Source organism: Saccharothrix syringae (genome assembly GCF_009498035.1).
Taxonomy (GTDB): domain Bacteria; phylum Actinomycetota; class Actinomycetes; order Mycobacteriales; family Pseudonocardiaceae; genus Actinosynnema; species Actinosynnema syringae.
In genome coordinates, this window is sequence record NZ_CP034550.1 from 5,713,639 (window position 1) to 5,736,141 (window position 22,503).

General features: G+C 74.6%; 21 protein-coding genes. 16 read left to right on the forward strand and 5 right to left on the reverse strand.

All coding sequences use genetic code 11. The features are described 5' to 3' along the window. Nucleotide 1: 1 nt before the first annotated feature. The 3 genes from EKG83_RS24610 (at nucleotide 2) to EKG83_RS24620 (ending at nucleotide 3,744) form a co-directional block, all read left to right on the forward strand. Nucleotides 2-664 (forward strand): helix-turn-helix transcriptional regulator, encoded by a 663-nt coding sequence (locus tag EKG83_RS24610; protein ID WP_153278349.1) that lies wholly within the window; start codon nucleotides 2-4, stop codon nucleotides 662-664. A gap of 569 nt (nucleotides 665-1,233) precedes the next feature. Beyond that, nucleotides 1,234-1,779 carry a phosphatase PAP2 family protein gene (locus EKG83_RS24615; protein WP_033432429.1) on the forward strand — a complete coding sequence of 182 codons (546 nt, stop codon included), beginning with the start codon at nucleotides 1,234-1,236 and terminating at the stop codon, nucleotides 1,777-1,779. A gap of 12 nt (nucleotides 1,780-1,791) precedes the next feature. Continuing rightward, nucleotides 1,792-3,744 (forward strand): SpoIIE family protein phosphatase, encoded by a 1,953-nt coding sequence (locus EKG83_RS24620; protein ID WP_063741373.1) that lies wholly within the window; start codon nucleotides 1,792-1,794, stop codon nucleotides 3,742-3,744. A gap of 134 nt (nucleotides 3,745-3,878) precedes the next feature. On the opposite strand, the gene EKG83_RS24625 is transcribed toward EKG83_RS24620, so the two are convergent. Further along, complete coding sequence (locus EKG83_RS24625; RefSeq protein WP_033432428.1) at nucleotides 3,879-5,657, reverse strand: ABC transporter ATP-binding protein; 1,779 nt, start codon at nucleotides 5,655-5,657, stop codon at nucleotides 3,879-3,881. 345 nt (nucleotides 5,658-6,002) lie between these two features. Next, nucleotides 6,003-7,010 (reverse strand): TerC family protein, encoded by a 1,008-nt coding sequence (locus EKG83_RS24630; protein WP_033432427.1) that lies wholly within the window; start codon nucleotides 7,008-7,010, stop codon nucleotides 6,003-6,005. 413 nt (nucleotides 7,011-7,423) lie between these two features. On the opposite strand from EKG83_RS24630, the gene EKG83_RS24635 reads away from it, so the two are divergent. The 3 genes from EKG83_RS24635 (at nucleotide 7,424) to EKG83_RS24645 (ending at nucleotide 9,136) form a co-directional block, all read left to right on the forward strand. Beyond that, on the forward strand, nucleotides 7,424-7,798 hold the full coding sequence (locus tag EKG83_RS24635) for a hypothetical protein (protein WP_153278350.1): 375 nt from the start codon (nucleotides 7,424-7,426) through the stop codon (nucleotides 7,796-7,798). 125 nt (nucleotides 7,799-7,923) lie between these two features. Beyond that, a complete protein-coding gene (locus tag EKG83_RS24640) occupies nucleotides 7,924-8,253 on the forward strand; it encodes a hypothetical protein (RefSeq protein ID WP_033432426.1) in 330 nt (109 codons plus the stop codon). A 235-nt stretch (nucleotides 8,254-8,488) separates the two neighbouring features. Continuing rightward, on the forward strand, nucleotides 8,489-9,136 hold the full coding sequence (locus EKG83_RS24645; protein WP_033432425.1) for a cutinase family protein: 648 nt from the start codon (nucleotides 8,489-8,491) through the stop codon (nucleotides 9,134-9,136). A gap of 83 nt (nucleotides 9,137-9,219) precedes the next feature. Here the strand turns inward: EKG83_RS24645 and EKG83_RS24650 are convergent, their stop codons facing one another. Together EKG83_RS24650 and EKG83_RS24655 are read right to left on the reverse strand one after the other, a co-directional pair. Next, nucleotides 9,220-9,510, reverse strand: coding sequence for a hypothetical protein (locus EKG83_RS24650; protein ID WP_033432424.1), 291 nt, complete (start codon nucleotides 9,508-9,510; stop codon nucleotides 9,220-9,222). Nucleotides 9,511-9,584: 74 nt separating this feature from the next. Continuing rightward, nucleotides 9,585-11,189, reverse strand: coding sequence for an alpha/beta fold hydrolase (locus EKG83_RS24655; protein WP_084716678.1), 1,605 nt, complete (start codon nucleotides 11,187-11,189; stop codon nucleotides 9,585-9,587). 219 nt (nucleotides 11,190-11,408) lie between these two features. Here EKG83_RS24655 and EKG83_RS24660 point away from each other — a divergent pair, with 219 nt between their 5' ends. The 10 genes from EKG83_RS24660 to EKG83_RS24705 all read left to right on the forward strand — a co-directional run bounded on the left by EKG83_RS24660 (nucleotide 11,409) and on the right by EKG83_RS24705 (nucleotide 21,608). Then, nucleotides 11,409-12,803 carry a glutamate-cysteine ligase family protein gene (locus EKG83_RS24660; protein WP_051766259.1) on the forward strand — a complete coding sequence of 465 codons (1,395 nt, stop codon included), beginning with the start codon at nucleotides 11,409-11,411 and terminating at the stop codon, nucleotides 12,801-12,803. A gap of 446 nt (nucleotides 12,804-13,249) precedes the next feature. Then, the gene (gene merB / locus EKG83_RS24665; RefSeq protein WP_170191876.1) at nucleotides 13,250-13,966 is read left to right on the forward strand and encodes an organomercurial lyase; all 717 of its coding nucleotides are present in this window, start codon (nucleotides 13,250-13,252) and stop codon (nucleotides 13,964-13,966) included. A 12-nt stretch (nucleotides 13,967-13,978) separates the two neighbouring features. Next, on the forward strand, nucleotides 13,979-14,665 hold the full coding sequence (locus EKG83_RS24670; RefSeq protein ID WP_033432422.1) for a DUF169 domain-containing protein: 687 nt from the start codon (nucleotides 13,979-13,981) through the stop codon (nucleotides 14,663-14,665). Nucleotides 14,666-14,765: 100 nt separating this feature from the next. Further along, nucleotides 14,766-16,187, forward strand: a complete 1,422-nt coding sequence (locus EKG83_RS24675) for a CUAEP/CCAEP-tail radical SAM (seleno)protein (protein ID WP_033432459.1) — start codon at nucleotides 14,766-14,768, stop codon at nucleotides 16,185-16,187. A 32-nt stretch (nucleotides 16,188-16,219) separates the two neighbouring features. After that, entirely contained in the window at nucleotides 16,220-17,257 is a 1,038-nt protein-coding gene (locus tag EKG83_RS24680) for an SAM-dependent methyltransferase (protein ID WP_033432421.1), read from the forward strand. Further along, nucleotides 17,254-18,414 (forward strand): pyridoxal phosphate-dependent aminotransferase, encoded by a 1,161-nt coding sequence (locus tag EKG83_RS24685; RefSeq protein ID WP_063741372.1) that lies wholly within the window; start codon nucleotides 17,254-17,256, stop codon nucleotides 18,412-18,414. The genes EKG83_RS24680 and EKG83_RS24685 overlap by 4 nt, the downstream gene beginning before the upstream one ends. A 12-nt stretch (nucleotides 18,415-18,426) precedes the next feature. Then, the gene (locus EKG83_RS24690) at nucleotides 18,427-19,308 is read left to right on the forward strand and encodes a hypothetical protein (protein ID WP_033432419.1); all 882 of its coding nucleotides are present in this window, start codon (nucleotides 18,427-18,429) and stop codon (nucleotides 19,306-19,308) included. Beyond that, on the forward strand, nucleotides 19,305-19,961 hold the full coding sequence (gene merB / locus EKG83_RS24695; RefSeq protein ID WP_033432418.1) for an organomercurial lyase: 657 nt from the start codon (nucleotides 19,305-19,307) through the stop codon (nucleotides 19,959-19,961). The genes EKG83_RS24690 and merB (EKG83_RS24695) overlap by 4 nt, the downstream gene beginning before the upstream one ends. A gap of 76 nt (nucleotides 19,962-20,037) precedes the next feature. Then, nucleotides 20,038-20,661 carry a LysE family translocator gene (locus tag EKG83_RS24700; protein ID WP_033432417.1) on the forward strand — a complete coding sequence of 208 codons (624 nt, stop codon included), beginning with the start codon at nucleotides 20,038-20,040 and terminating at the stop codon, nucleotides 20,659-20,661. Nucleotides 20,662-20,678: 17 nt separating this feature from the next. After that, on the forward strand, nucleotides 20,679-21,608 hold the full coding sequence (locus EKG83_RS24705) for an NAD(P)/FAD-dependent oxidoreductase (RefSeq protein WP_033432458.1): 930 nt from the start codon (nucleotides 20,679-20,681) through the stop codon (nucleotides 21,606-21,608). Here EKG83_RS24705 and EKG83_RS24710 read toward each other — a convergent pair. Then, nucleotides 21,605-22,390, reverse strand: a complete 786-nt coding sequence (locus tag EKG83_RS24710; protein WP_153278352.1) for a serine/threonine-protein kinase — start codon at nucleotides 22,388-22,390, stop codon at nucleotides 21,605-21,607. The genes EKG83_RS24705 and EKG83_RS24710 overlap by 4 nt on opposite strands. Nucleotides 22,391-22,503: the final 113 nt, after the last annotated feature.

Below are 22,503 nucleotides of genomic sequence, written 5' to 3' on the forward strand. Positions count from 1 at the left end.
GTTGGAGCAGTTGGACGTCGTGCAGGCGGAACCGGCCACGGCCCGCGGCGGGCACGCGGGCACGCGACTGGTCACCGACGAGGCGGAGATCTCGCGGCTGCGGGGCGACCTCGTGCGCGACGCCCGCCGGGAGTGCCGGTGGGTGACCGCGCACGACGGGTCGACGCCCGCGGTCGACCGCGCCGGGCCGGCGGGCGTGCGGCGGCGCGGCATCTGCACCCGCTCGGCGATCGAGCACGACGAGGTGGGCGCCTCCATCGCCCGCGCCGTCGCGAACGGCGAGGAGTACCGGCTCACGCGCGAGCAGCCGCCGACCGGGCTGCTGATCGCCGACGACGTGGTCCTGCTGTGCCTGGCCGGCGCCCCGGGCGCGGTCCTGGTGCGGGCGCCGCGCGCGGTGTCGGTGCTGGTCGACTACTTCGAGCGGCTGTGGGCGGGGGCGGTGCCGCTGGGCGACGACCGCGACTGCGGGACCGCGCTGCCCGCGATGCAGTCGCGCATCCTGAGGTTGGCGGCGCAGGGGTTGAAGGACGAGTCGATCGCCCGGGTGCTCGGGCTCAGCGCGCGTTCGGTGCGCAGGCACATGGAGAAGCTGGCCGAACGGGCCGGGGCGAGCAACCGGCTGACGCTCGGGATCGCCGCGGCCCGACTGGGCTGGATCTAGCAACCGGCTGATGCTCGGAATCGCCGCGGCGCGACTGGGCCGGGTTCAGCCGCGGTGGTCCGGATCCGTTGCCCGCCAACGGGTCCGGACCACCGCCGGCCGCTTCCGGCCGCTGTCCGGTTTGCCCTCCCCCGCCGCGGTCGCCGCCGGCAGGCGCGACACGAGGGGTGACCACGAGCCGTTCCACGGCACGGCGTCGGGTCGGGGCACTGGTCGCGACGCCGGCACTCGGCGGGACGCTGAGCGGGGTGGTGGCGCGCCTGGGCCGCGTGGGCCGCGGCGGCACGCCGCGGCCCACGACACCCTCACGGCGGTGTTCCCGACGCGGGACTTCGCCGACGAGCTGACCGCCGCGCTCGACGGCGCCGGTCCGGACACCGGCGCCGGCGCGCCGGTGGGCAAGGCCGCGGCCATCATCGCCGCCCGCACCCAGGTCGTGGCCCGGCAGCGCGGCCTGGGCGTGGGCGACCAGGCCCGGCTGTTCGCCCTGGTCGGCCTGGCCCGACCTGGCGGCCGCTGTCGAAGCAGCGCGACGGCACGCGGCCTTCGGCGGCGCGTGGGCGGGTGCGGTGAAGGGCTTCTTCGGCCGGGACGACATCGCCTTCACCGCGACCACCGAGGACCCCTTCGCGGTCGGCGTCGAGCGGAAGTTCACCAGTTTCAGCGCCGCCGCCCCGGAGAACGCCCGCAGTCGCGTCTGCCTGGGGGTGCGCTACCAGTTCGACGGTGACGCCGGGCTCGCCGCGAGCGCCGACCTGGCCGCGCGCAACGCCACGTTGCAGGTGCACTTCGGCAGCAGCGACGGCAAGGCGTACTACGCGACGGTGTCCGACGCGTTCCCCCGGGTTGGACCGGCTGGTTCCCGGCCGGGTGCGTGTCGTTCACCTCCTGAGGCCGGCTCATCGCGAGCACGCGGGGCCGCCGGCACACGGCCTCGCCGGCGGGTGGTCTCGCCGGCGGGCAAGATCGCCGGCGGGCGGGTCGGCCACTGGCGCGTTCCCCGCGCGGAGGCCAGCAGCGCGTCGCGTGGGCCGGCGAGCGCACCCTCGGATGCGCTCCCCCGCACGGGGGACCGCCCCGCCGCGCATCGGGCAGGCCGGCGTCCGCGGGCCTAGGGTGGGGCGATCATGACCTCCGACTCCCCACCCGCGCCCACTCCCCCGGTGGCCCCGGTGGCGGGCGATCCGGCTGCCGTCGTCGCCTGCTTCGAGGAGCTGCCCGCCGTGGTGTGGGCGTTCCGGGGACCCGACCTGGTCGTGGTCGCCGCCAACCGCGCGGCGCGCGCCAGCGTCGGCGACCGGCCGGGGCTCGTCGGCCGCCCGGTGCGCGAGAGCGTGCCGGAGGTGGCCGGGCAGCAGGTCTTCGACCTGATCGAGCAGTGCTACTCCCGGGCCCAGGTGGTGGTCGGCGACGAGCGGCGGGTGCTCGTCGACCGGGACGGCGACGGGCGGCCGGAGGAGGGCTTCTTCACCTTCACCTGCCTGCCCTGGCGCGACGGGGGCGGCGAGGTCACCGGCGTGGTGGCGCACGTGGTGGAGGTGACCGGCCAGGTGCTCGCGCGGCGGCGGGCCGAGGAGCGCTGCCAGGCCGCGCAGGACCTCGTGCACGCCCTGCAGAGCGCCCTGCTGCCCGCGACCCTCCCGGTGCTGCCGGGGGTCCGGCTGGCCGCCCGGTACGTGGTCGCGGGCGACGAGCACGCCTCCGGCGGCGACTGGTTCGACGCGGTGCCGCTGCCCGGCGGACGGGTCGCGCTGCTGGTCGGCGACGTGGTCGGCCACGGTCCCGCGGCCGCCGCCGCGATGGGGCAGTTGCGCACGGTCGCGCTGCACGCGCTGTGGTCCGGCGCGACGGTGGCGGACGCGGTGGCGCAGCTCGACGCCTTTGCCGCGCGCCTGCCCGCGACCCGCGCGGCCACCGTGTGCGCGGTGGAGCTGGACACCGCGACCGGCGCGCTGACCGGCGTGAACCGGGGCCACCCGCCCGCGCTGGTGGTCACCGCCGGCGGCACCACGCGGTTCCCCGGGCAGGGCGAGCCGGACGCCCCGCTGGGCGTCGGCCGGGCCGGGCACGCGGTGTGGCGCGACCGGCTCGCCCCCGGTGACGCGCTGCTGCTGTACTCCGACGGCCTGGTCGAGCGGCCCGGCCGACCGCTGGCCGCGGGCCTGGCCGCGCTCGCCGAGGCCACCGCCGCCGCGACCGACGAGGCGGGCACCCTGCCCCGCAACCCGGCCGACCGGCTGTGCGTGGCCGCGGTCGAGCGGATGGGGTGGCTCGGCTACGACGACGACGTCACCGTGCTCGTCGCCCAGCGCCCGGCGCGGCCCCACCCGCCGCTGCACCTGGTGCTGCCCGCGAAGGCGGCCGCGCTGACGTGGCTGCGGCACGGGGTGGCGGACTGGCTCGCGGCGCTGGACGTCGACGACGGCACCGCGTTCACCGTGCAGCACGGGGTCGGCGAGGCGGTCACCAACGCCGTCGAGCACGCCTACGGCGACGGGCGGGGCGAGGTGCTGGTCGACGCGACCCTGTCCGACGAGGGCGTGGCCGAGCTGGTCGTGACCGACCGCGGCCGGTGGCGGCCGCCGGGGGCGCCGGGTGGGCGCGGTCGCGGGCTGGCGCTGATGCGGCACTTCGCCGAGGCGGTCCAGGTGACGCCGACCGAGGACGGGACCACCGTGCGGCTGCTGTTCCGGCTGACCCGCGCGCCGCACCTGGAGCACCCGCCGCGACGGACGGGCCGTCGGGTGGACGAGCTGGTCACCGACCTGCGGCGCGAGCCCCGCCCGGTGCTGACGGTGAGCGGACCGGTCGACGCGCACACCGTGGACGCGCTCGGCGCCGCCCTGCTCGACGCCGGCCGCGGCGGCCCCCGGCCGCTGGTGGTGGACCTGACCCGGGTGACGCACCTGGCCAGTGCCGGGGTCCGGTTGCTGCACGAGGTGACCGCGGAGCTGGACGCGGAGCTGGTCGCGCCCACGGGCAGCACCGCGGGGCAGGTTCTGGCGCTGACGGATCTCCGGCACCGGGCCGACCTCCCCGAGGCCGACCTGCACGGAGCCGACCTGCACAGGAACGACTGATCAGGGGCGACTGATCGGTTCGGTTGGGCGGGCGGGCGGCAGCGCGGGGCGGTGGCTTGGCGGTGTGCGGCAAGCGGCACCGGCGGGAGGTGGGCCGACCGCGCGGCACGGCCGCCCCACCTCCCGATAGCCACCTACTTCGAGTCCACAGTGGACAAATCAACCTCGTTGTCGTCCAGGAACCCGCCCGACTGGTGCCGCCACAGCCGCGCGTACGTGCCCTGCGCCCGCAACAGCTCGTCGTGCGTCCCCTGCTCGACGATCCGCCCCCGGTCGAGCACGACGAGCCGGTCCATCCGCACCACGGTGCTCAACCGGTGGGCCACCACGAGCGCGGTGCGGCCTTCCATCAGCTCCCACAGCGCCTCCTGCACCAGGACCTCGCTCTCCGAGTCCAGCGCGCTGGTCGCCTCGTCGAGCAGCAGGATCGGCGCGTCGCGCAGGATGGCGCGCGCCAGCGCCACCCGCTGGCGCTGACCGCCGGACAGCTTGACGCCCCGCTCGCCCACCAGCGTGTCGAACCCGCGCGGCAGGGCCTCGGCGAACTCGGTGACGTGCGCGGCCCGCGCCGCGCGGCGGATCTCGGCGTCGGTGGCGTCGGGCCGGGCGAAGGCGATGTTCTCCCACAGGGTCCGGTGGAACATCGCCGGGTCCTGCGGCACGTATGCCATCAGGCTGCGCAGGTCCGCCTGCCGCAGCCGGGTGACGTCCTGCCCGCCCACCAGGACCCGGCCGCCCTGGACGTCCATCAGCCGCAGCAGCAGGCGGGTCAGGGTGCTCTTGCCGCCGCCGGAGCGGCCGACCAGGCCGATCCTCGTGCCGCCGGGCACGGTCAGGTCCAGGCCGGTGAACAGCGGTGGCGCGCCGGCGTGGGCGAAGGTCACGTCCTCGAAGCGGACCTCCGCGCCGGCGGGGCGCAGCGGTTCCGGGTCGACCGGGTCGACGACCCGCGACGGCACCATCAGCAGCTCGGTGAACTGCGCGGCCTCGGTCAGCGCGCTCTCCAGGCGCCGGTAGATGTGGTTGAACTCGAACATGATCCGGGTCGCGTTGGTGAAGTACGCGAAGGTCACCACGACCGCCTCCACGCCCAGCGTCCCGCCGCTGAGGCCGACCGCCACCAGCAGTCCCAGGGCGTTGGTGAGCACGGACATCGGCGCGATGAACGTGTCGATGCGGAGGTTCGCGTAGTCCCAGGACCGGATCGTGATCGCCCGCTGCCCGGCGGCGCGCTCGCGGTGCTCGGCGCTCTCGCGCCGCTCGGCCGCGAAGGCCCGCACCGCGTCCATGTTGGTCAGGGTGTCGGCGACGCGGCCGGATACCCTGGCGATAGTCGCCTCCCGCTCGTCGACCAGCTCCTGGCGGCGCCGGATCAGCGGCACCGAGACCAGGCCGGTGAACGCGATCAGGCCCACCAGGACGAGCACCAGCACCGGGTTGTAGCGCCACAGCACCACCGAGGCGAACAGCAGCGGCACGACGTTGGCGACGACGGAGAACGCCAGCACGTCGATGAACTGCTCGAACCGCGACGCGAAGCTCAGCACCCGCTTGGTGAGGGAGCCGGCGAAGTTGTCGTGGAAGAACGCCGCGTCCTTGCCCAGCAACGCGTCCATGCCCCGCACGGACAGGCTCTCGATGCCGCGGGCGTCGGTGCGGTTGAGGCAGTGCACCGCGATCCGCCACAGGACCTCGGCCGCCAGCGCCAGGCCGGTGAAGCCGAGCGCGTAGGGCAGGACGGTGGTGAAGTTCGCCGGCGCCCCCTCGGCGAGCCGCCCGGCGAGCGCGCCGACGACCAGGGGCAGCAGGTAGTGCAGGAAGGTGTTGCCCAGCGCGGGCAGCAGGAGCGCGGGTATCGCGATCCTCTTCTGGCGGACGACCTCCCTGCCGTAGTAGCGCAGGGCCAGCAGCACTGCGGATTTTCTCGTGGGTGGTTGTTCTCGGTCCGGTTCTGCCGCGTCGCCACGTGCACCGGGCGCGGTCATCCCTCTCCCTCCAGTGGGTGTCCGACCTCGGGACCGGCCATGCTGCCGCAGCGGGTGCGGTCATAGCGATCGAATAACGGTCGGGCACCCACGGCGGGCACCGGAGGGCTCTGGTGATCGGTTCGGAACGAGTTCTCGCAGGCCGCGGAGTCGGCGAAAGCCCTTGGGCCAGGTGAGGGCGCGTTCGACCGGCCGGCGGACTTCGCCCAGGCCGGAGCCGTGCGTGACGTCGTCGCGGTCAGGCGGCACGCCGGCTCATTCAGAACTGATCACTCACCGGCCCTCGGGCTCCCCCTCCTTGGCGCGAGTGGCGCGCAGCGAGCCCGGGTGGGCCTTGGCGCCGGGGTCGCGGCGGGTCTTGAGCAGGCTCGCCACGGTCACCACGACGAGGATGCCCAGGATCACGCCGAGGCTGAGCAGGGTGGGGATCTCGGGCACGCTCGGGGACAGGTCCTCGTGCGCCCAGTGCAGGATCAGCTTGACGCCGATGAACGCCAGGATGACCGCCAAGCCCGTCGACAGGTACACCAGCCGGTCGAGCAGCCCCTTGACCAGGAAGAACAGCGCACGCAGGCCGAGCAGCGCGAAGGCGTTGGCGGCGAAGACCAGGAACGCCTCCTGGGTCACGCCGAAGACGGCCGGGATGGAGTCCAGCGCGAACAGCAGGTCGATGCCACCGATGGCGACCAGCACCACGACCAGCGGCGTGGCGACCTTGCGGCCGTCGACGTGGGTGACCAGCTTGCCGCCGTCGTACTCGGTGGACAGCGGCAGGACCCGGCGGGCGGTGCGGACCACGGCGTTGTTCTCGACGTCCGGGTCCTCGTCGCGGTGCCGGAACAGCTGCACGGCGGTGAAGATCAGCAGCAGGCCGAACACCAGGAACATGAACGAGAACAGCGACAGCAGGGTCGCGCCGAGCGCGATGAAGATCACGCGCATGACCAGCGCCAGCACGATGCCGAAGGTGAGCACCTTGTGCTGGTGCTCCTCGGGCACGGCGAACGTGGTCATGATGATCACGAAGACGAACAGGTTGTCGACCGACAGGCTCTTCTCGACGAGGTAGCCCGTGAAGTACTCGGTGCCGAACTCGCCGCCGTGGGCGAGGACCACCCACACGCCGAAGGCGACGGCCACGAGCACGTAGAACACCGACCACGCGGTGGCCTCGCCGAACCCCACCTTGTGCGGCCGGACCGCCGCGAGCACCAGGTCGACCGCGAGCAACGCCACGATCAGCCCCACGGTGACGACCCAGGTGAGGGTGTTGATCTCCACGCGGTTTCCTCGCTTCCTGACCAGTTCGAGCGGCTAAACGGACATTACCGACATATTCACCCTATCTGAGCATCGACACACGGTGATACGACCGCATCTCGGAGTCCACCGCATCTCGTGGCGCCCGTCTTCACCCTGTGTTGACGAGGCGGCGCCGTCTCCATGCCCGCCGCGACGCCCCCTGCCGTCCAGCGCGGGCCAGGCCGACCGGGATGGGGGCGGCGGGCATCCCGGGCGCACGGCCGGGTACCGGCGGGCGTGGGCGCCGGGCTGCCGGCAGCGTCGCGCCCAAGGCGTCCTGAAAACTGCTTCAGGCTGTCCCAGGATCGCCTCAGGTTCCGCCGGGAACAATACGCGACACCAGGACACGCTTTCACGGAAAATTTTTCGAAGCACCGCAAAGGGAGGATAAGTTGAAGCGACTGGCATTGGCACTCCTGTCCGCCGCCGCGCTGCTCGCGACTTCCGCCGCCGAGGTGTCGGCGGAGCCGTCGGGTAACGCGGTCGCTCAGGCGTGTCGCCTGGTGTGGTCGCCGGACCCCGACGACTACGCCGGGTGGTGGGGTTCGGCAGAGGTCAACGTCGCGAGTGCGCCCCTGCGATCTGGCCCCTACGCCGAGTGCGGCTCCAGGGCATCCCTGCAGCGTGGTTGGCCGATGACTGTGTATTGCTACTACAACAACGATTACGGCAACACGTGGTTCTACGTCAGCGCCTATCCCGAGGGGAGGCTGGGCTGGATCTATTACGGCAATGTCGCTTTCCACGGCGTCATCCAGCCGTGCTGACAGCGCGCCCCTGATACCGAGTCCCCGAGTGGGTGGCATCCGGTCCGCGGATCACCCGCTCGAGTCGGCCACCGGGAAAGGTGATCGATTCGTTTGACCGGGGAACGGCCGGGTAGCCGCCGGGCATGAGCAACGACCTGCCGATCCCCGACTACGACCAACTGCCCCTCGGCGACCTGCGCCACCGGGTCCGCTCGCTGAGCCGGGAGGAGCTGGGGCGGGTGCTGGAGCACGAGCGGGAGCACGGCGACCGGGTGCCGGTCGTGGAGGTGCTGACCGCGCGGCTGGCCGAGCTGGACGGTGGCGCCCGGCCGTCCGGCGGCGACCCGCGCAACGCGCCGGGGGTCGCCTCGACGCCCGGCGGCTCACCCGTGACACCGGCGACCTCGCCGGACCCGAACATGCCGTTGCGCCACGGGCAGGCCGGTCAGACGGCCGCGCCGGGCCGCTCCTGAGGCGACCACGGTGGACGGTCCACCGTGAACACGTCCGGTGACCCGAACCTGTTCCGCGTGGCGGCCTCCGGCTCGCCGGTATCACCGCCGTGGATGACGGGGATCGACCGGGGCGATACTGTGCGCGGCCCACAGAAAAAAGTCGTGAAATTCGCCGCTCGTCACTAGTCCCGAGTGGAGGGTGGGGCGTTCACTGCTGGTGACCGTCCACCTTCTCCACTCGGGAGCGAACACCGTGTTCCCACTGCGATCACTGCTCGGTTGCCTCGCCATCGCGCTCACCTCGGTACCGGCACCCGCGGCCTCCGCCGCCGCCGGCTGCGCCGACCTGGAGGTGGTCTTCGCCCGCGCCACCGGCGAACCCGCCGGCCTCGGCTCGGCCGGCACCCCGCTGGTCTCGGCCGTGAAGTCCGGCCTGCCCGGCGCGACCGTCGCCTCCTACGCCGTGGACTACGCCGCCAGTTCCGACCAGAGCAGCGCCGGTCCCGGCGCGACCGACATGACCCGGCACGTCAAGGCCACCGCGGCCGCGTGCCCGGGCACGAGGTTCGCGCTCGGCGGCTACTCGCAGGGCGCCAGCGTCACCGACATCGCCATCGGCATCCGCACCGTCCTGGGCACCGGCGAGACCATCCCGGCCGACCTCGCGGACCGCGTCGTGGCCGTCGTCGCGTTCGGCAACCCGCTGGGCATGTCCGGCGGCCGGACCATCAAGGACGCCAGCCCGACCTACGGGCCCAAGAGCCTGGAGTTCTGCAACCGGGGCGACTGGATCTGCGGCGGCACCGGCACCTGGACCGGCTCCGGCCACCTGAGCTACCCGCGCGACGGCAGCGTGCCCGCCGCCGCGGCGTTCATCGCCGAGCAGTTCGACGCCGCCTGAGGCGTCGACCCCCGACCTCGCGCGGGCGGGCCCCGACCCCGCCCGCGCGAGCACGCAAGCCCACTTCAAAGCTCACCGGACGTTCAGGGGCGCGGCCGGTCGCGCGTCCACCGGCGCCCGCGCTGGGCGCGCGGCGTGGTGGCGGCCGTGCAGCGCGGGCACAGCCACAGCCCCTGCCCCGAGGTCTGTTCGAGCCACTGGGCGTCCGCCCAGCTCACGTGGCTGAACCTGGCCAACCTGCTGCGGCTGAGCGCCAGCCCGCACAGGGTCTGGTTGGTCCCCGGCGCCCAGGCGTGCACGTCGCCGGACGGCTGCCGCACGCCGTCCTCGTCCAGCCACTGGCTGGAGGCCGCGACCGAAGGTGTGGTGCCCACGGCGTGGGTGTACCCGCGATCCGGCCGGTGACGCGGGGGTGGCCCCGGAGAACCGGGACCACCCCCGCCCGGCGTCAGAAGCCCGGACCGCCGAACTTCTTCTCCTTGATGAAGGCCAGGACCTGCTCCTCCAGGCCCGCCGAACCCTCGGCCTGGGCCGTCACGGCGGCCTCGTCGTCGGCCGGGACGTCCGGCCGCGGCGCGCCGGGGCACACCGCGCGGCTGCCCGGCAGCACCCCGTCGACCAGGTAGCGGTCGACCAGCTCGGTCACGCAGGCGTTGCGCGAGTACAGGCCGTGCGTGCCCTCGTCGGACACCGAGACCAGCGCGTCGTCGAGCCTGGCCGCCATGGCCGGCCCGCCGTCGTAGTGGGTCTGCGGGTCGAACTCGGCCTGGATCACCAGGCCGACCGGGTACCGGGTCCGCTTGAGGTCGGTGACCTTGTCGGCCGGCTTGAAGCTGCGGAACGTGCACTCGGTCGGCGCGGCGCGCAGCACGCCGAACCCGTACGGGTAGTCGACCCGGTACCGCCGCATGTCGGCGTAGTAGGTGTTGAGGTCCGCGGGCCAGTCGGCCTCGCAGGTGACGGTCTGGAACACGCCCGGCACGGTCTGGGCGATGCCCAGGTCGCGCAGCGCCCTGGTGGCCTCGACCACGTCCGCGACGACCTCGGGCGCGACCTGCTCGCCGAGCACGTCGCGCCGGATCGCGGCGATGTCCTCGGCCAGCAGGTCCCAGATCTCGCGGTACCGGGCGTTGGAGCCGACCACGACGTCCCAGGTGGTCTGGTCGACGAAGCCCTGCCACGGCTGGACCGCGAGCCTGGCCGACAGCTCCTCGCTGGTGGCGAACACCTCCGCGGCCGTGGTGCCGAAGCCGTAGCGGCTGTCGCGCTCGGCGACCCAGGCGAAGAAGGCGTCGACGTTGTCGCGGATGGCCCGCGACTGCGCCTTGAACTGCTCGCGCCAGATCCACTCCGGGTGCACCGACGAGTCCAGCACGTTGCGGTCGAGCCTGGCGGGGAACAGGGTCCCGTAGACCGCGCCGAGGTAGGTGCCGTAGGAGAAGCCCAGGTAGTTGATCTTCTGCTCGCCCAGCACGGCCCGGATGACGTCCATGTCGCGGGCGGTGTTGGGGGTGTTGACGTAGGGCCGGATGCCGCCCGCGGCCCGCGCGCAGGCCGCCTCGGCGGCGCGCGCGGTGGCGGTCCAGTCCGCGAACTGGGCGTCGGTCGGCCTGCTGGTCAGCGTGCCGATCTCGGGGGACGCCTCGCACTCCAGCGGGCTGGACTCCCCCACCCCGCGCGGGTCGAAGCCGATCAGGTCGTAGGTCTCGGCGATCCGGTTGCCGGCGAAGAACTCCGGCATGTCCAGCCCGGCACCGCCGGGGCCGCCGGGGTTGAGCAGCAGCACGCCGCGGCGTTTCGCCGGGTTCTTCGCGGGCAGCTTGCTGATGGCGACCCGCAACCGCTCGGCGTTCGGTTTCCGGTAGTTCAGCGGGACCACGACGGTGGCGCACTGCAACGCGCCGGACTCGCCGCACGCGGACCAGGTGACGTCCTGCTCGTGGAATTCGGTCAGCCCGGCGGCCGACGCGGCGGGGGCCGTCGCGACCAGGCCGGACGCGGCCACCAGGACGGATCCCAGTGCCGTGGCGAGCCGTTTCACCCTGCTCGTCATCCTCGTGTTCCCCCTCATCTGTTGGATGGCACCGAAAAGCTAGGTAATGCGCGGGAGCGGCCGACACGTCCGAAAGTCGGGTGCCGGCTGTGACGCCGCACTCATCGGATGGGTGGGTGATGGAATTTTTTCGGGTGACGACCGCGATTTCGCGGGCGGCGCGGGCGTAGTCTCCGCGCGAGTGCACGCCCGTGCGACGGTGTGATCGGAGGGATCGCGGTGCCCGGTTCGACCGCCCCCGTCGAACGGCGGGACCTGGAAGGGGTCTTCGCCAAGCCGCCGGGCGCCGCGGAGCGGGTGGGCCTGGAGACCGAGATCGCGGCGGTCGACCCGGTGACCGGGGACTCCCGCCCCTACCACGGGGAGCGCGGCGTCCGGGCGCTGCTCGACGCGGTGCTGGGCGTGGGCGGGTGGCACCCGGTGCGCCACGGCGCCGACCTGGTGGCGCTGACCAGGGACGACGGCGCGCAGATCACGCTCGAACCGGGCGGCGCGGTGGAGTACGGGTCGGCGCCGCACGGGGACCTGGTGACGCTGCTGGACCGGACCCGCCGGGACCTGGCGGCACTCGCCGGGTGCGCGGCGCGGGTGGGCATCGCCCTCGTGCCCGGCGCCAACTACCCGTTCACCGGCATCTCGGGCGCCAAGTGGGCCCCGAAGCCGCACAGCGAGATCGTCCGGGACCACCTCGCCCGCATCGGCGCCGGCGGCGCGTGGGGGCCGCACGTGATGGCGCTGACCCTCTCCACCCAGGTCACCCTCGACTACACCGGTCCGGCCGACCTCGCCCGCAAGCTCCGCGCCCAGGTCGCCGCGTCGACGGCCGCCGCCGCGCTGTTCGTGAACTCGCCGCTGGAGGCGGGCCGCCCGACCGGCCTGCTGTCCCGGCGCATGCGGTACTGGACCCGGCACGACCCGCGGCGCACCGGCGTGCTGGCGCCCGCGCTGGCCGAGGGGTTCACCGCGGCGGACTTCGTCGACTGGGCGCTGGCCCTGCGCATGATCTACCGGCGGGACCGCGCCGGGCGGTACGTGCCCGCGCCGGACCGCCCGTTCGCCGTGCTCCTGGACGAGGGCTTCGGCGACGGCACCGCGCCGGACCTGGCGGACTGGCTGCTGCACCTGTCCCAGATCTGGACCGACGTGCGCCTGCGGCGGACACTCGAACTGCGCGCCGTCGACGGTCCGCCGCACGCGGCCCTGGGCGCGGTGCCCGCGTTCTGGGTCGGGTTGACCTACGACGCCTCCTCGTGCGCGGACGCCTGGGAGCTGCTGCGCCGCCACACCGCCGCCGACCACCGGGCGCTGGTCGACGACGTCGCGGCGCGGGGGCTGCGGGCGCGGCTCGCCGGCACGCCGGTCGCCGAGGTCGCCGCCGAGCTGCTGCGGCTGGCCCGGCGGGGGCTGGCGGCCCGGGTCGACCGGGGGCTGGAGCACCCGTCGGCGACCGCCCTGCTGGAGCCGCTGGAGGAGGTCGCCGCGACCGGTACGACGTTCGCCGAACAATGCCTGCGCCGCTGGTCGGGAGAATTCCACGAGAGCCCGGAGCGGTACGTGCGCGCGTACCGCATCCCAGTGGACCACGAATGCGTCCCCGGCCGCCTGCTCCGGTGATCGAAATCCGTCGCGCCGGCTTCCGCACAAGTACGGTGAACGACCGGGCTATTCCACGGGACGGGTGACCGGCGGCAACGGCGGATCAAGGCGCGCAATCATTTCACCTTCGCGTCGGATTTCCACCGCGTGCGGACTTCCCCGTTGGAGTCGATTCGGGGATTGACACGCCGGACGCCGCGCCACCAATATGAAAAACATCTCAACCGGGTGAAGGCGCCGGGGCCGGGCGCGTCGACGCGGCGCGGCACGAAATGGCGCGGTGCACCGCACGCACCACCCGGCCGGTAATGGCGCACGCCCGGTGGGCGGTGCCGCCGCCCGTCCCCGTGACGCCGGTCGTCCCCGCGCCGGCGCGCACGCCGCGACCCGTGGCGCCACCGCGCCGGGCAGCGGGCGGACGGCGGTACGGCCGGGCCGCCGGGGAGGGGGGCGAGGTGGCACCGATGCCCTCGCTGGACGCACCCGGTGACGCGCTGACCGCGGCCGTGCGCGCCCGCTCGTTCCTCCACCTGCTCGACACCGGCCGTCCGGTCCCGGTCGTCGCGCTGGGCACCCCGGCCGGCCGGACCGCGGCGGAGGTGCGCCGCGTCGTCGACGCCCTCGCGGGCTCCGGCCGGCTCACCCTCACCGAGGACCGCGGCGCCGTCACCGGCAGCCTCGGGCTGTCCGTCGTGCCGACCAGGCACCGCCTCGACCTGCACCGGGGCACCTACCACACGTGGTGCGCGCTCGACGCCGTCGGCATCCTCGGCGCGCTCGGCGCCACCGGCCGGATCACCTCGACCACGCCCACCGGCCTACCCGTCGCGGTGGACTTCGCCGACGGAGAGCCCACCGGCCCGCCCGGACCGGTGCTGCTGCTGCCCGAGCGCGGCACGGGCCCGCCGGTGACGACCTGGTGCCCGCTGGTCAACTTCTTCACCGACCTCGACCAGGCCAGGGCGTGGTCGGCGGCGCGCGGCCTGACCGCCTCGGTCGTGCCGCTGCGCGAGGCGACGTCCTTCGGCGCCGGGCTGTGGCGGGAGGCGATCGCCGCGGCCGACGACCTCGGCCCGTGGCACCCGCCGGGCGGCCCGCACCCAACGCGCGTCCCCACCCGACCGCCGTCCCACCCGCTTCCGCCCCACCCGCTTCCACCCCGCCCGTTCCCCCGGCCGTGAACAGGAGTTGCCGTGCGAGAACTCGCCGACCGCCTCACCTCCGTCCTCGACCTGACCTTCCCGCCGGTCGCGCTGCGGTTCACCACCACCGCGCCGGCCGACGTCCCACCGCCGGCCCGCCCGCTCCCCTCGGCCTGCGCCATGTGGCGGGAAGCGGAGCGGCGCACCTTCTACGCGCCGGCGGGCGACCACCACGGGTGCCCGGTGGGGACCATGGTCATGGGCTTCCCGGTCGACGAGGTCGGCGACCGGCTGGGCGAGGTGGTCACGGCGATGGCGGCGTGCGGCTACCTCTCGCCGGAGGAGGCCGCGGCCATCCCCTCGGTGGGCCGGGCGTCGAGCGGCATCGTCTACGGGCCGCTCGCCGACGCCGGGGACACCCCGGACGTGGTGCTGCTGTGGGTCAACGCCAAGCAGGCGATGCTGCTGACCGAGGCGGACGGCACCGCGGCGTGGACGGCACCGCCCGCGACGGTCAGCGGCCGCCCCGGCTGCACGGCGCTGCCCCTGGCGCTCCAGGGCGGCCGGCCCGCCACGTCGCTGGGCTGCATCGGGATGCGCACGTTCACCGGCATCCCCGACCACCTGATGCTGGTCGCGGTGCCCGGTGCCGCGCTGCGCGGCTTCACCGACGACGTCGAGCGGCTGGCCGCGGCCAACGACTCGATGCTGGCGCTCTACTCCGCCATGACCCCGTGACATCCCCACCACCGGCTGACGGCACCGCCGGAGCAGGAGGTACCCGGTGAACCCGACCACCCCGGCACCACCCGGGCGCACCGCCCGGCTCGCCCGACCGCTGCCGGTGCTGCTGATCTCCACCTACGAACTGGGGCACCAGCCCTTCGGCCTGGCCTCGCCCGCCACGTGGCTGCGCGACCTCGGCGCCGAGGTCACCGCGCTGGACACGGCGGTGCAGGACCTCCCGGCGGAGGAGATCCGGTCCGCCGAGCTGATCGCCGTCTACCTGCCCATGCACACCGCGACCCGGCTGGCCGTGCCGATCCTGGAGCAGGTCCGCTCGCTCAACCCCCGGGCCCACGTCTGCTGCTACGGCCTCTACGCGCCGGTGAACGAGGTCTTCCTGCGCAAGCTGGGCGTCGCGACCGTGCTGGGCGGCGAGTTCGAGGAGGGCCTGTGCGCGCTGGCCCGCAGGCTCGCGGGCGAACCGGCGCCCCGCGCGCACCGCATCGACCTGCAGATCGAACCCGTGGTGTCGCTGCCGCGCCTGGACTTCCGCGCGCCCGACCGGGCGATGCTGCCCGCCCTGGCCGACTACGCCCACCTGGACACCGGCACCGGCGGGCGCAAGGTCGTCGGCTACACGGAGGCCACCCGCGGCTGCAAGCACCTGTGCCGGCACTGCCCGGTCGTGCCCGTCTACAACGGACACTTCCGGGTGGTGCAGCGCGACGTCGTGCTGGAGGACGTCCGCAGGCAGGTCGCGGCCGGCGCCGAGCACATCACCTTCGGCGACCCGGACTTCCTCAACGGCCCGGCCCACGGCATGGCCGTCGTGCGGGCCCTGCACGCCGAGTTCCCGCACATCACCTACGACTGCACGATCAAGATCGAGCACCTGGTCAAGCACCGCGACCTCATCCCGCAGCTGCGCGACACCGGCTGCCTGTTCGTCACCAGCGCGGTCGAGGCGGTCGACCCGCTGATCCTGGACCGCTTCGACAAGCGCCACACCCGGCAGGAGTTCGTCGACACCGTCCACCGCTTCCGGGAGGCCGGGCTGGCGATGAACCCCACGTTCGTGGCGTTCACCCCGTGGACCACGCCGCACGGCTACCTGCACCTGCTGGAGGCCGTCGCGGAACTGGACCTCGTGGACAACGTCGCACCCGTCCAGTACGCGATCCGGCTGCTCATCCCCGAGGGCTCCCGGCTGCTGGAACTGGACGACGTCCGGGCCGTCATGGGCCCGTTCGACGAGGCGGCCCTGTGCTACCCGTGGCGCAACCCCGACCCGCGCGTGGACCGCCTCCAGGAGGAGGTCATGGCCTCGGTGATGGCGAGCCAGGGCCAGAAGGCCACCCGCCGCGAGTCCTTCGCCCGGGTCTGGGACCTGGCCACCGCGCTCGCGCACGGCGAACCGCGGCCGCTGCCCGCCGGGCTGGACCGCGACGCCCCGGGCCGCCCGGCGCCGTCGATGTCCGAGCCCTGGTACTGCTGCGCCGAGCCGACCCCGGACCAGTTCCGCCCGTTCGTGTGACCCACCCCCGAGCGACGAGGAGATTCCCCGCCATGACCACGGACGTCCGGTCACCCGACGCGGTGACCGGCGAGGACGACGTGTTCACCCTGGCCAAGGGCTACTACACCGCGCGGGCCCTGGTGGCCCTGTGGCGGCTGGGCCTGTTCGACCGCGCGCACCGGGACGGCGAGCTGGTCCCGGACGCGATCGCGGCCGAGTGGGAGGTCGACGAGGAGGCGGTCCGCCCGCTGCTCAACTACCTCGTCGTGCGCGGCCTGCTGGAGCTGACCGGGACCGGCTCGTTCCGGCTCACCCCCCGCGCGCACGAGGCGTGGGCCTACCGCGGCTACCTGTCCACCATGATCGGCGCCTACGAACCGGTGTTCGCCCGGCTGGAGGACCTGGTCACCGGCCGGGCCGTCTACGGCCGCGACGTCTCGCGGTCCCACGAGGAGATGGTGCGCGGGCTGACCGTGCTGGAGGACCGGATGATGGGCACCGTCGGCGACGCGGTGCTCGGCGCCAAGGCCCGCAAGGTCCTCGACCTGGGCTGCGGCAGCGCCCGCATGATCACCCGCATGTGCGAGCTGGACCCGGACCTGCGGGCCGTCGGCGTCGACCGGGACCCCGGCTCCTGCGCCGTGGCCGAGGAGACCGTGGCCGCCCGCGGCCTGGCCGACCGGGTCGCCGTCGTCCAGGGCGACGCCTTCGACCTGGCGTCGCTGCCCGCCGACGTGCTCGACGGCGTGGACTCGGTGACGGTGATGTTCCTGCTGCACGAGGTGCTGCGCCAGCGGGGCCGCGCGGGCACCGTGGGGCTGCTCCGGCAGATCGCCGACCTGGTCGGCCCGGACGGGCGGCTGATCATGGTCGAGGTGTCGGGCACCGTGGACGTGCGCCACCGGGAGCGGCAGCTGTTCGTCCCGGAGTACGAGCTGCTGCACGAGTACACCAACCAGCGGCTGGCCGCCCGGTCGGAGTGGGAGCGCATGGTCGGCGAGGCGGGCATGGAGGTGGCCGACGTGCTGCCGGTCGACATGTGCCAGTCCTTCTGCCTGGTCGCCCGACGGCCGGGTGAGCTGCGATGAGCTGCACGCCGCCCGCCGGCTCGGGCCGGACCTGCATGGGCATCGTGGACGAGGCGGGGCGGCTCGACCGCGCCGGGCACCCGGTGATCCACCTGGAGAAGGGCGAGCTGGACCTCGACACCCCGGTCGCGGTGAAGCAGGCGGCCGTCGACGCCCTGGCGGCCGACCTGACCCGCTACTCGCACAGCAGCGGGCTGCCCGAGCTGCGCTCGGCGATCGCCGAGCACTACGCCCGGCGCTACGGCGTGCAGGTCACCCCGGACCGCGTCGTGGTCAACGCGGGGTCCTCCGCCGCGCTGCTGGAGCTGTTCCTGGCGCTGCTGGACCCCGGCGACGAGGTCGTGCTGCCCGACCCCGGCTACCCCGCCTACCCGGCGTTCGTCACCGCGGCGCGGGGCGTGCCGGTGCGCGCGGGATCGGCCCGCAACGGCTTCCGGCACACCGCCGAGCTGGTCCGGCCGCACCTGACCGCGCGCACCAGGGCCGTCCTGGTCAACTTCCCGAGCAACCCCCTGGGCGCGCTCGCCGACCGCGCCGAGCTGCGGGCGTTCGCCGAGCTGGGCCCCCTGGTGGTCGCCGACGAGGTCTACCACGGCCTGGAGACCGGCGGGGTGCACTCGCCCTCCGTCCTGGAGGTCACCGACGACGCGATCGCGGTCGGCAGCTTCTCGAAGTCCTACGCCATGACCGGCTGGCGGCTGGGCTGGCTCGTGCTGCCGCCCCGCCTGGCCGCCGCGGTCACCCGGCTGCACTCCGACCTGTTCGTGGGCACCAACACCTTCACCCAGTGGGCCGCGATCACCGCGCTGACCGGCGCCGACGACATCCAGCGGCGGCTGCGCGCGGAGCTGGACCACCGGCGCGAGGTCCTGCTGCGGCACCTGCCGCGCCTCGGGCTGGTACCCGCCCACCCGCCGGACGGCGGCTTCTACGTCTTCACCCGGCAGCCGGAGGGCACGGGCACCTCCGCCGCGTTCGCCGCGGAGCTGCTGGACCGCACGCACGTGGCGCTCACCCCCGGCAGCGTGTTCGGGCCGAGCGGGGAGGGCAACATCCGCTTCTCGCTCAGCGCGCCCGCCGAGCGGATCGCCGAGGCGGTGGACCGGATCGGGAACTTCCTGGCCGACCGGGGCGTGCTGGCCCCGGCGGCGGGGTGAGAGGAGACGGCGGTGACCCACACGGAGGTCCCCGGCACGACCGGCGGTCGGATCGCCCCGCTCACCGGGTGGCGCGGTGACCACGACTACTTCCGCTTCGCCGAGCTGGACCGGCTCGACGCCGACGCCGTGCTGGACGTGCTGCTCGGGCGGCGCCTCGGCGTCGTCTTCCGCGGCGTGATCGACGCCGCGGCGTCGGCCGAGCTGGTCCGGCGGTTCTGGGACAGCCCGGTCCGCAAGCGGCGCGGCGGCGAGGTGTGCGAATCGCTGGGCTACTACGTCGGCGCCTACCACTACCACAAGCCGACCGACCGGTACCTGGACGAGAGCGCCGAGGTCGCCCCGCACCTCGACGACCTGCTGGACGTCCCCGACGAGCCGACCCGCTGGTTCCGCGCCGAGCTGGACGCCCGGCTCCGCCGCGACGGCGCCCGGCTGCGGCCCGCCGAGCAGGGCGGCAGGCCCGCCTGCCCGGTGCTCGTCCGCCACTGGAACGCGCAGGGCGCGTTCGCCCTGCAACCGCACGAGGACTCCTCCCAGCTGGGCTGGCCCGAGCAGGCCGGCTTCGAGATCCAGCGCACCACCGAACGCGTCGTCGCCGCGGTCAACATGTGCCTGGAGAACGGCGAGGGCGGCCGGCTGGTGGTCTGGAACGTCGTCCCCGACCTGGCGAGCCGGACCCGCCTGGGCCTGGAGCTGTCCGGCAGCCCGTACCCGGTCGAGAGCACCGCGGGCCACGACTCGCTGTGGCTGGAGGTGCGCCCCGGCGACATCTACGTGTTCAACGGCGGGCACGTGCACGGCGTGGAGGCCAGCGCGCCGGGCGCCAAGCGCACCACGATGGCCTGGAACATGGGCTTCTGCGACGACCGGAACGTGGTGACCTGGACGTGAGCGGCGGCATGACCGACGCGGAGATCGCCGCGACACCACCGCTGAGCAGGCCGGACCCGGTCCTGGACCGGGCGATGCAGCTGCTGCTCGTCGGGAGCGCGCCGGTAGCGGTCCCCGACCTGGCCCGGGACCTGGGCCGGGACCCGGGTGAGGTGGCCGCCGCGGTCCGCTCGTTCGAGGAGGTGGGCAGGCTGCGCCGCGACGGGCACGGCGCGATCACCGCCGCCGCGGGCCTCGGCGTCGTCCCGGACGACTACGAGCTGCGCGCCTCCGGCCGGCGCTGGTGGGCCTGGTGCGCCAAGACCGGGCTGGGGGTGCTGGCCGCCCTCGCCGCCGGCGGTTCGCTGCGCGGCCGGTCCCCCGACACCGGCGAACCGCTCCGGGTCGACTTCGACGGCGCCGAACCCCGCCCCACGGCGTGCGCGGTGCTCTGGCCGCACGAGCGGCTGCAGAACAGCTGCTCGTCGGCCGGTGAGCTGTGCGCCGCCTACACCCTGTTCGCCGACGCCGACGGCGCCGCCGCGTGGGCGGTCGCGCGCTCCGTGGACGCCGAGGTGGTCACCGTGGCGGAGGCGGTCCGGCGGGCGTTGCCGCGCTACCGGCACAGCCTGGGGCCGTCGGTCCGGCTCGTCACGGGGGTGGCCGGGGACTGAGCCGCCCGCCGCGGGTTGCGCTACCGTGGAGCGCGGAGGTGGGGGGCTCCGGTGCGGATTCCAGCGGACGAACGCGGTGCTTGAGGCGCTGCTGGCCTTCTTCGCGGTGGCCACGGTGGTGATCGTGACGCCCGGGCCGGACAGCTTCCTCGTGCTGCGCAACACCGTCGGCGGCGGGTACGCCGGCGGGGTGGCCACGGCCGCGGGCGTCGCGACCGGGCTGGTGCTGTGGGGCGCCGCGGCCGGGGTCGGGCTGTCGGCGCTGGTGGCGGCGAGCCGGATCGGCCACAACGCCCTCCACGTCGGCGGCGCGGCCTACCTGGTGTGGCTCGGGGTGAGCAGCCTGCGGAGCAGCGGCGGGCCGCTGGTCGACCAGGCGCCCCGGCCGGCCGCGGACGTCCCGCGGGGCCGCATGTACGCGCTGGGGCTGCTGTCCAACCTCCTCAACCCGAAGATCGGCGTCTTCTTCGTCGCCTTCCTGCCCGGGTTCGTGCCGGCCGGGGAGGCGGTGGGGCCGTTCTCCGCGGCGCTGGGGCTGGCGTTCGCGGTCGAGACGGGGCTGTGGCTGGTCGCGCTGTCGTGGATGGCGGTGCGGGGCGTCCACTGGCTGCGGCGGCCCCCGGTCCGCCGGGTGCTCGACCGGGTCACCGGGGTGCTGTTCATCGGCTTCGGGGTCCGGCTGATCACCGACCTGCGCTGATCGCCATGATGGGCGGCATGAGGACTTCGCGCGAGGTCACCGTCATCGGCGGCGGGGTGGTCGGGTACACGTGCGCGCACCGGTTGGCGCGGGCCGGGCACGAGGTCACCGTGATCACCGCCGACCCGCCCGGGCGCACCACGTCCGCGGTCGCGGCGGCGGTGTGGTTCCCCTACGAGGCGGGCCCGGCCGACGCGGTGCTGCGGTGGGGCGCGGAGTCGTTGCGCGCCTTCACCGCCCTGGCCGCCGACCCGCGCACCGGGGTGTCGCTGCGCCGGGGGCTGGTGCTGCACCGCACGCCCGAGCCGGACCTGTGGTGGACCGCCGCGGTGCCGGCCGCGGAGACCGTGGTCGACGGCCTGCCCGCCGGCGTGGTGAGCGCGACCCGCTGCACGCTGCCGGTGATCGACATGGGCCGCTACCTGGGGTGGCTGGTGGCCGAGGCGGGCGTGCGCACGGTCGTGGGCGAGGTGCGGGACCTGGCCGAGGTGCCGGGCCCGGTGGTGGTGGCGGCCGGGCTGCGGTCGGGCGGGCTGGTCGGCGACGACGGGCTGGTGCCGGTGCGCGGCCAGGTCGTGCGGGTGGCCAACCCCGGCCTGACCGACTGGCTGATCGACGACGACAACCCGGCCGGGCTGACCTACGTGGTGCCGCGCGCGTCGGACGTGGTGTGCGGCGGGACGGCCGAGCGCGGCGAGCGGTCGGTGGAGCCCTCCCCCGCCGTGGAGGGTGCGATCCTGGACCGGGTGCGCGCGCTGGTGCCCGCGCTCCGGGGCGCGCCGGTGCTCAGCCGGGCGGTGGGGCTGCGGCCCGCCCGGCCGGTGGTGCGGCTGGACCGGGTGGTCGAGGGCGGGCGCGCGGTCGTGTCCTGCTACGGCCACGGCGGCGCGGGGGTCACGCTGTCCTGGGGGTGCGCCGCCGACGTGGTGGCGCTGCTGGAGGTCTAGCGGTCGCCCAGCGCGCGGGCGCACTCGGCGGCCCCGGGTCTGCGGCGGGCGGACAGCGACGTCATCAGGGTGAGCAGCCGCACCAGGTCGGCGGGCAGGTCGCGCGGCACGTGCGGCGGGCGCTGCAACCGGGCCTCCGCGGCCGCCTCGCCGGTGTACTCGCGGCGCCCGGTCAGGCACTCCAGCAGCACCAGGCCGAGCGCGTAGACGTCGGCGGGCGGGCCGACGTCCTCGCCGCGCAGCTGCTCGGGCGCCAGGTAGGGGGCGGTGCCGACGACCTCGTCCCCGCGCGTGAAGCGGGTGCCGTCGGCGGAGCGGGCCAGGCCGAAGTCGGCCAGGTGGGCGGCGCCGTCGTGGTCGAGCAGGACGTTGGCGGGCTTGACGTCGCGGTGCACCACGCCGTGCCCGTGGACGTGGGCCAGCGCGTCGGCCAGCCTGGCGCCCGCGGCCCGCACCCGGTCGGGCGGCAGCGGCCCGTCGGCCACCAGGTCGCGCAGGGTGCCGCCGTCGAGCAGCCGCATCACCACGAACGAGGTCGCGCCCGCCCGGCCCAGGTCGTAGACGGGCACGAGCGCGGGGTGGGTCAGCGCGGCGAGGGTGCGGGCCTCGCGGGCGAAGCGCCGGGCACCGACCTCGTCGGTGGCGGTGAACAGCTTCACCGCCACCGGGCGGCGCATCCGCACGTCCCAGGCGCGGTGCACGCGGGCCATGCCGCCCGTGCCGAGCACGCCGTCCAGCCGGTACCGGTCCGCCAACAGCCGTCCACCAGCAGCGCCGTGCACACCCAGTCCTCCCCCGAACTCCGGTCCGGCCGACCAGCTTCACCCGATCCCGGGACGGGCGCACTGCGGCGGTCCGAAGCGGCGCGGTGGGCCGGGGAGGACCGGCCCACCGC

Bases quoted from the DNA above. Each gene is read 5' to 3' on its own strand.
- EKG83_RS24620 (WP_063741373.1), top strand. From the start codon at position 1,792: ATGACCTCCGACTCCCCACCCGCGCCCACTCCCCCGGTGGCCCCGGTG.
- EKG83_RS24640 (WP_033432426.1), top strand. From the start codon at position 7,924: ATGAGCAACGACCTGCCGATCCCCGACTACGACCAACTGCCCCTCGGC.
- EKG83_RS24655 (WP_084716678.1), bottom strand. From the start codon at position 11,189: ATGACGAGCAGGGTGAAACGGCTCGCCACGGCACTGGGATCCGTCCTG.
- merB (WP_170191876.1), top strand. From the start codon at position 13,250: ATGCCCTCGCTGGACGCACCCGGTGACGCGCTGACCGCGGCCGTGCGC.
- EKG83_RS24680 (WP_033432421.1), top strand. From the start codon at position 16,220: ATGACCACGGACGTCCGGTCACCCGACGCGGTGACCGGCGAGGACGAC.
- EKG83_RS24685 (WP_063741372.1), top strand. From the start codon at position 17,254: ATGAGCTGCACGCCGCCCGCCGGCTCGGGCCGGACCTGCATGGGCATC.
- EKG83_RS24705 (WP_033432458.1), top strand. From the start codon at position 20,679: ATGAGGACTTCGCGCGAGGTCACCGTCATCGGCGGCGGGGTGGTCGGG.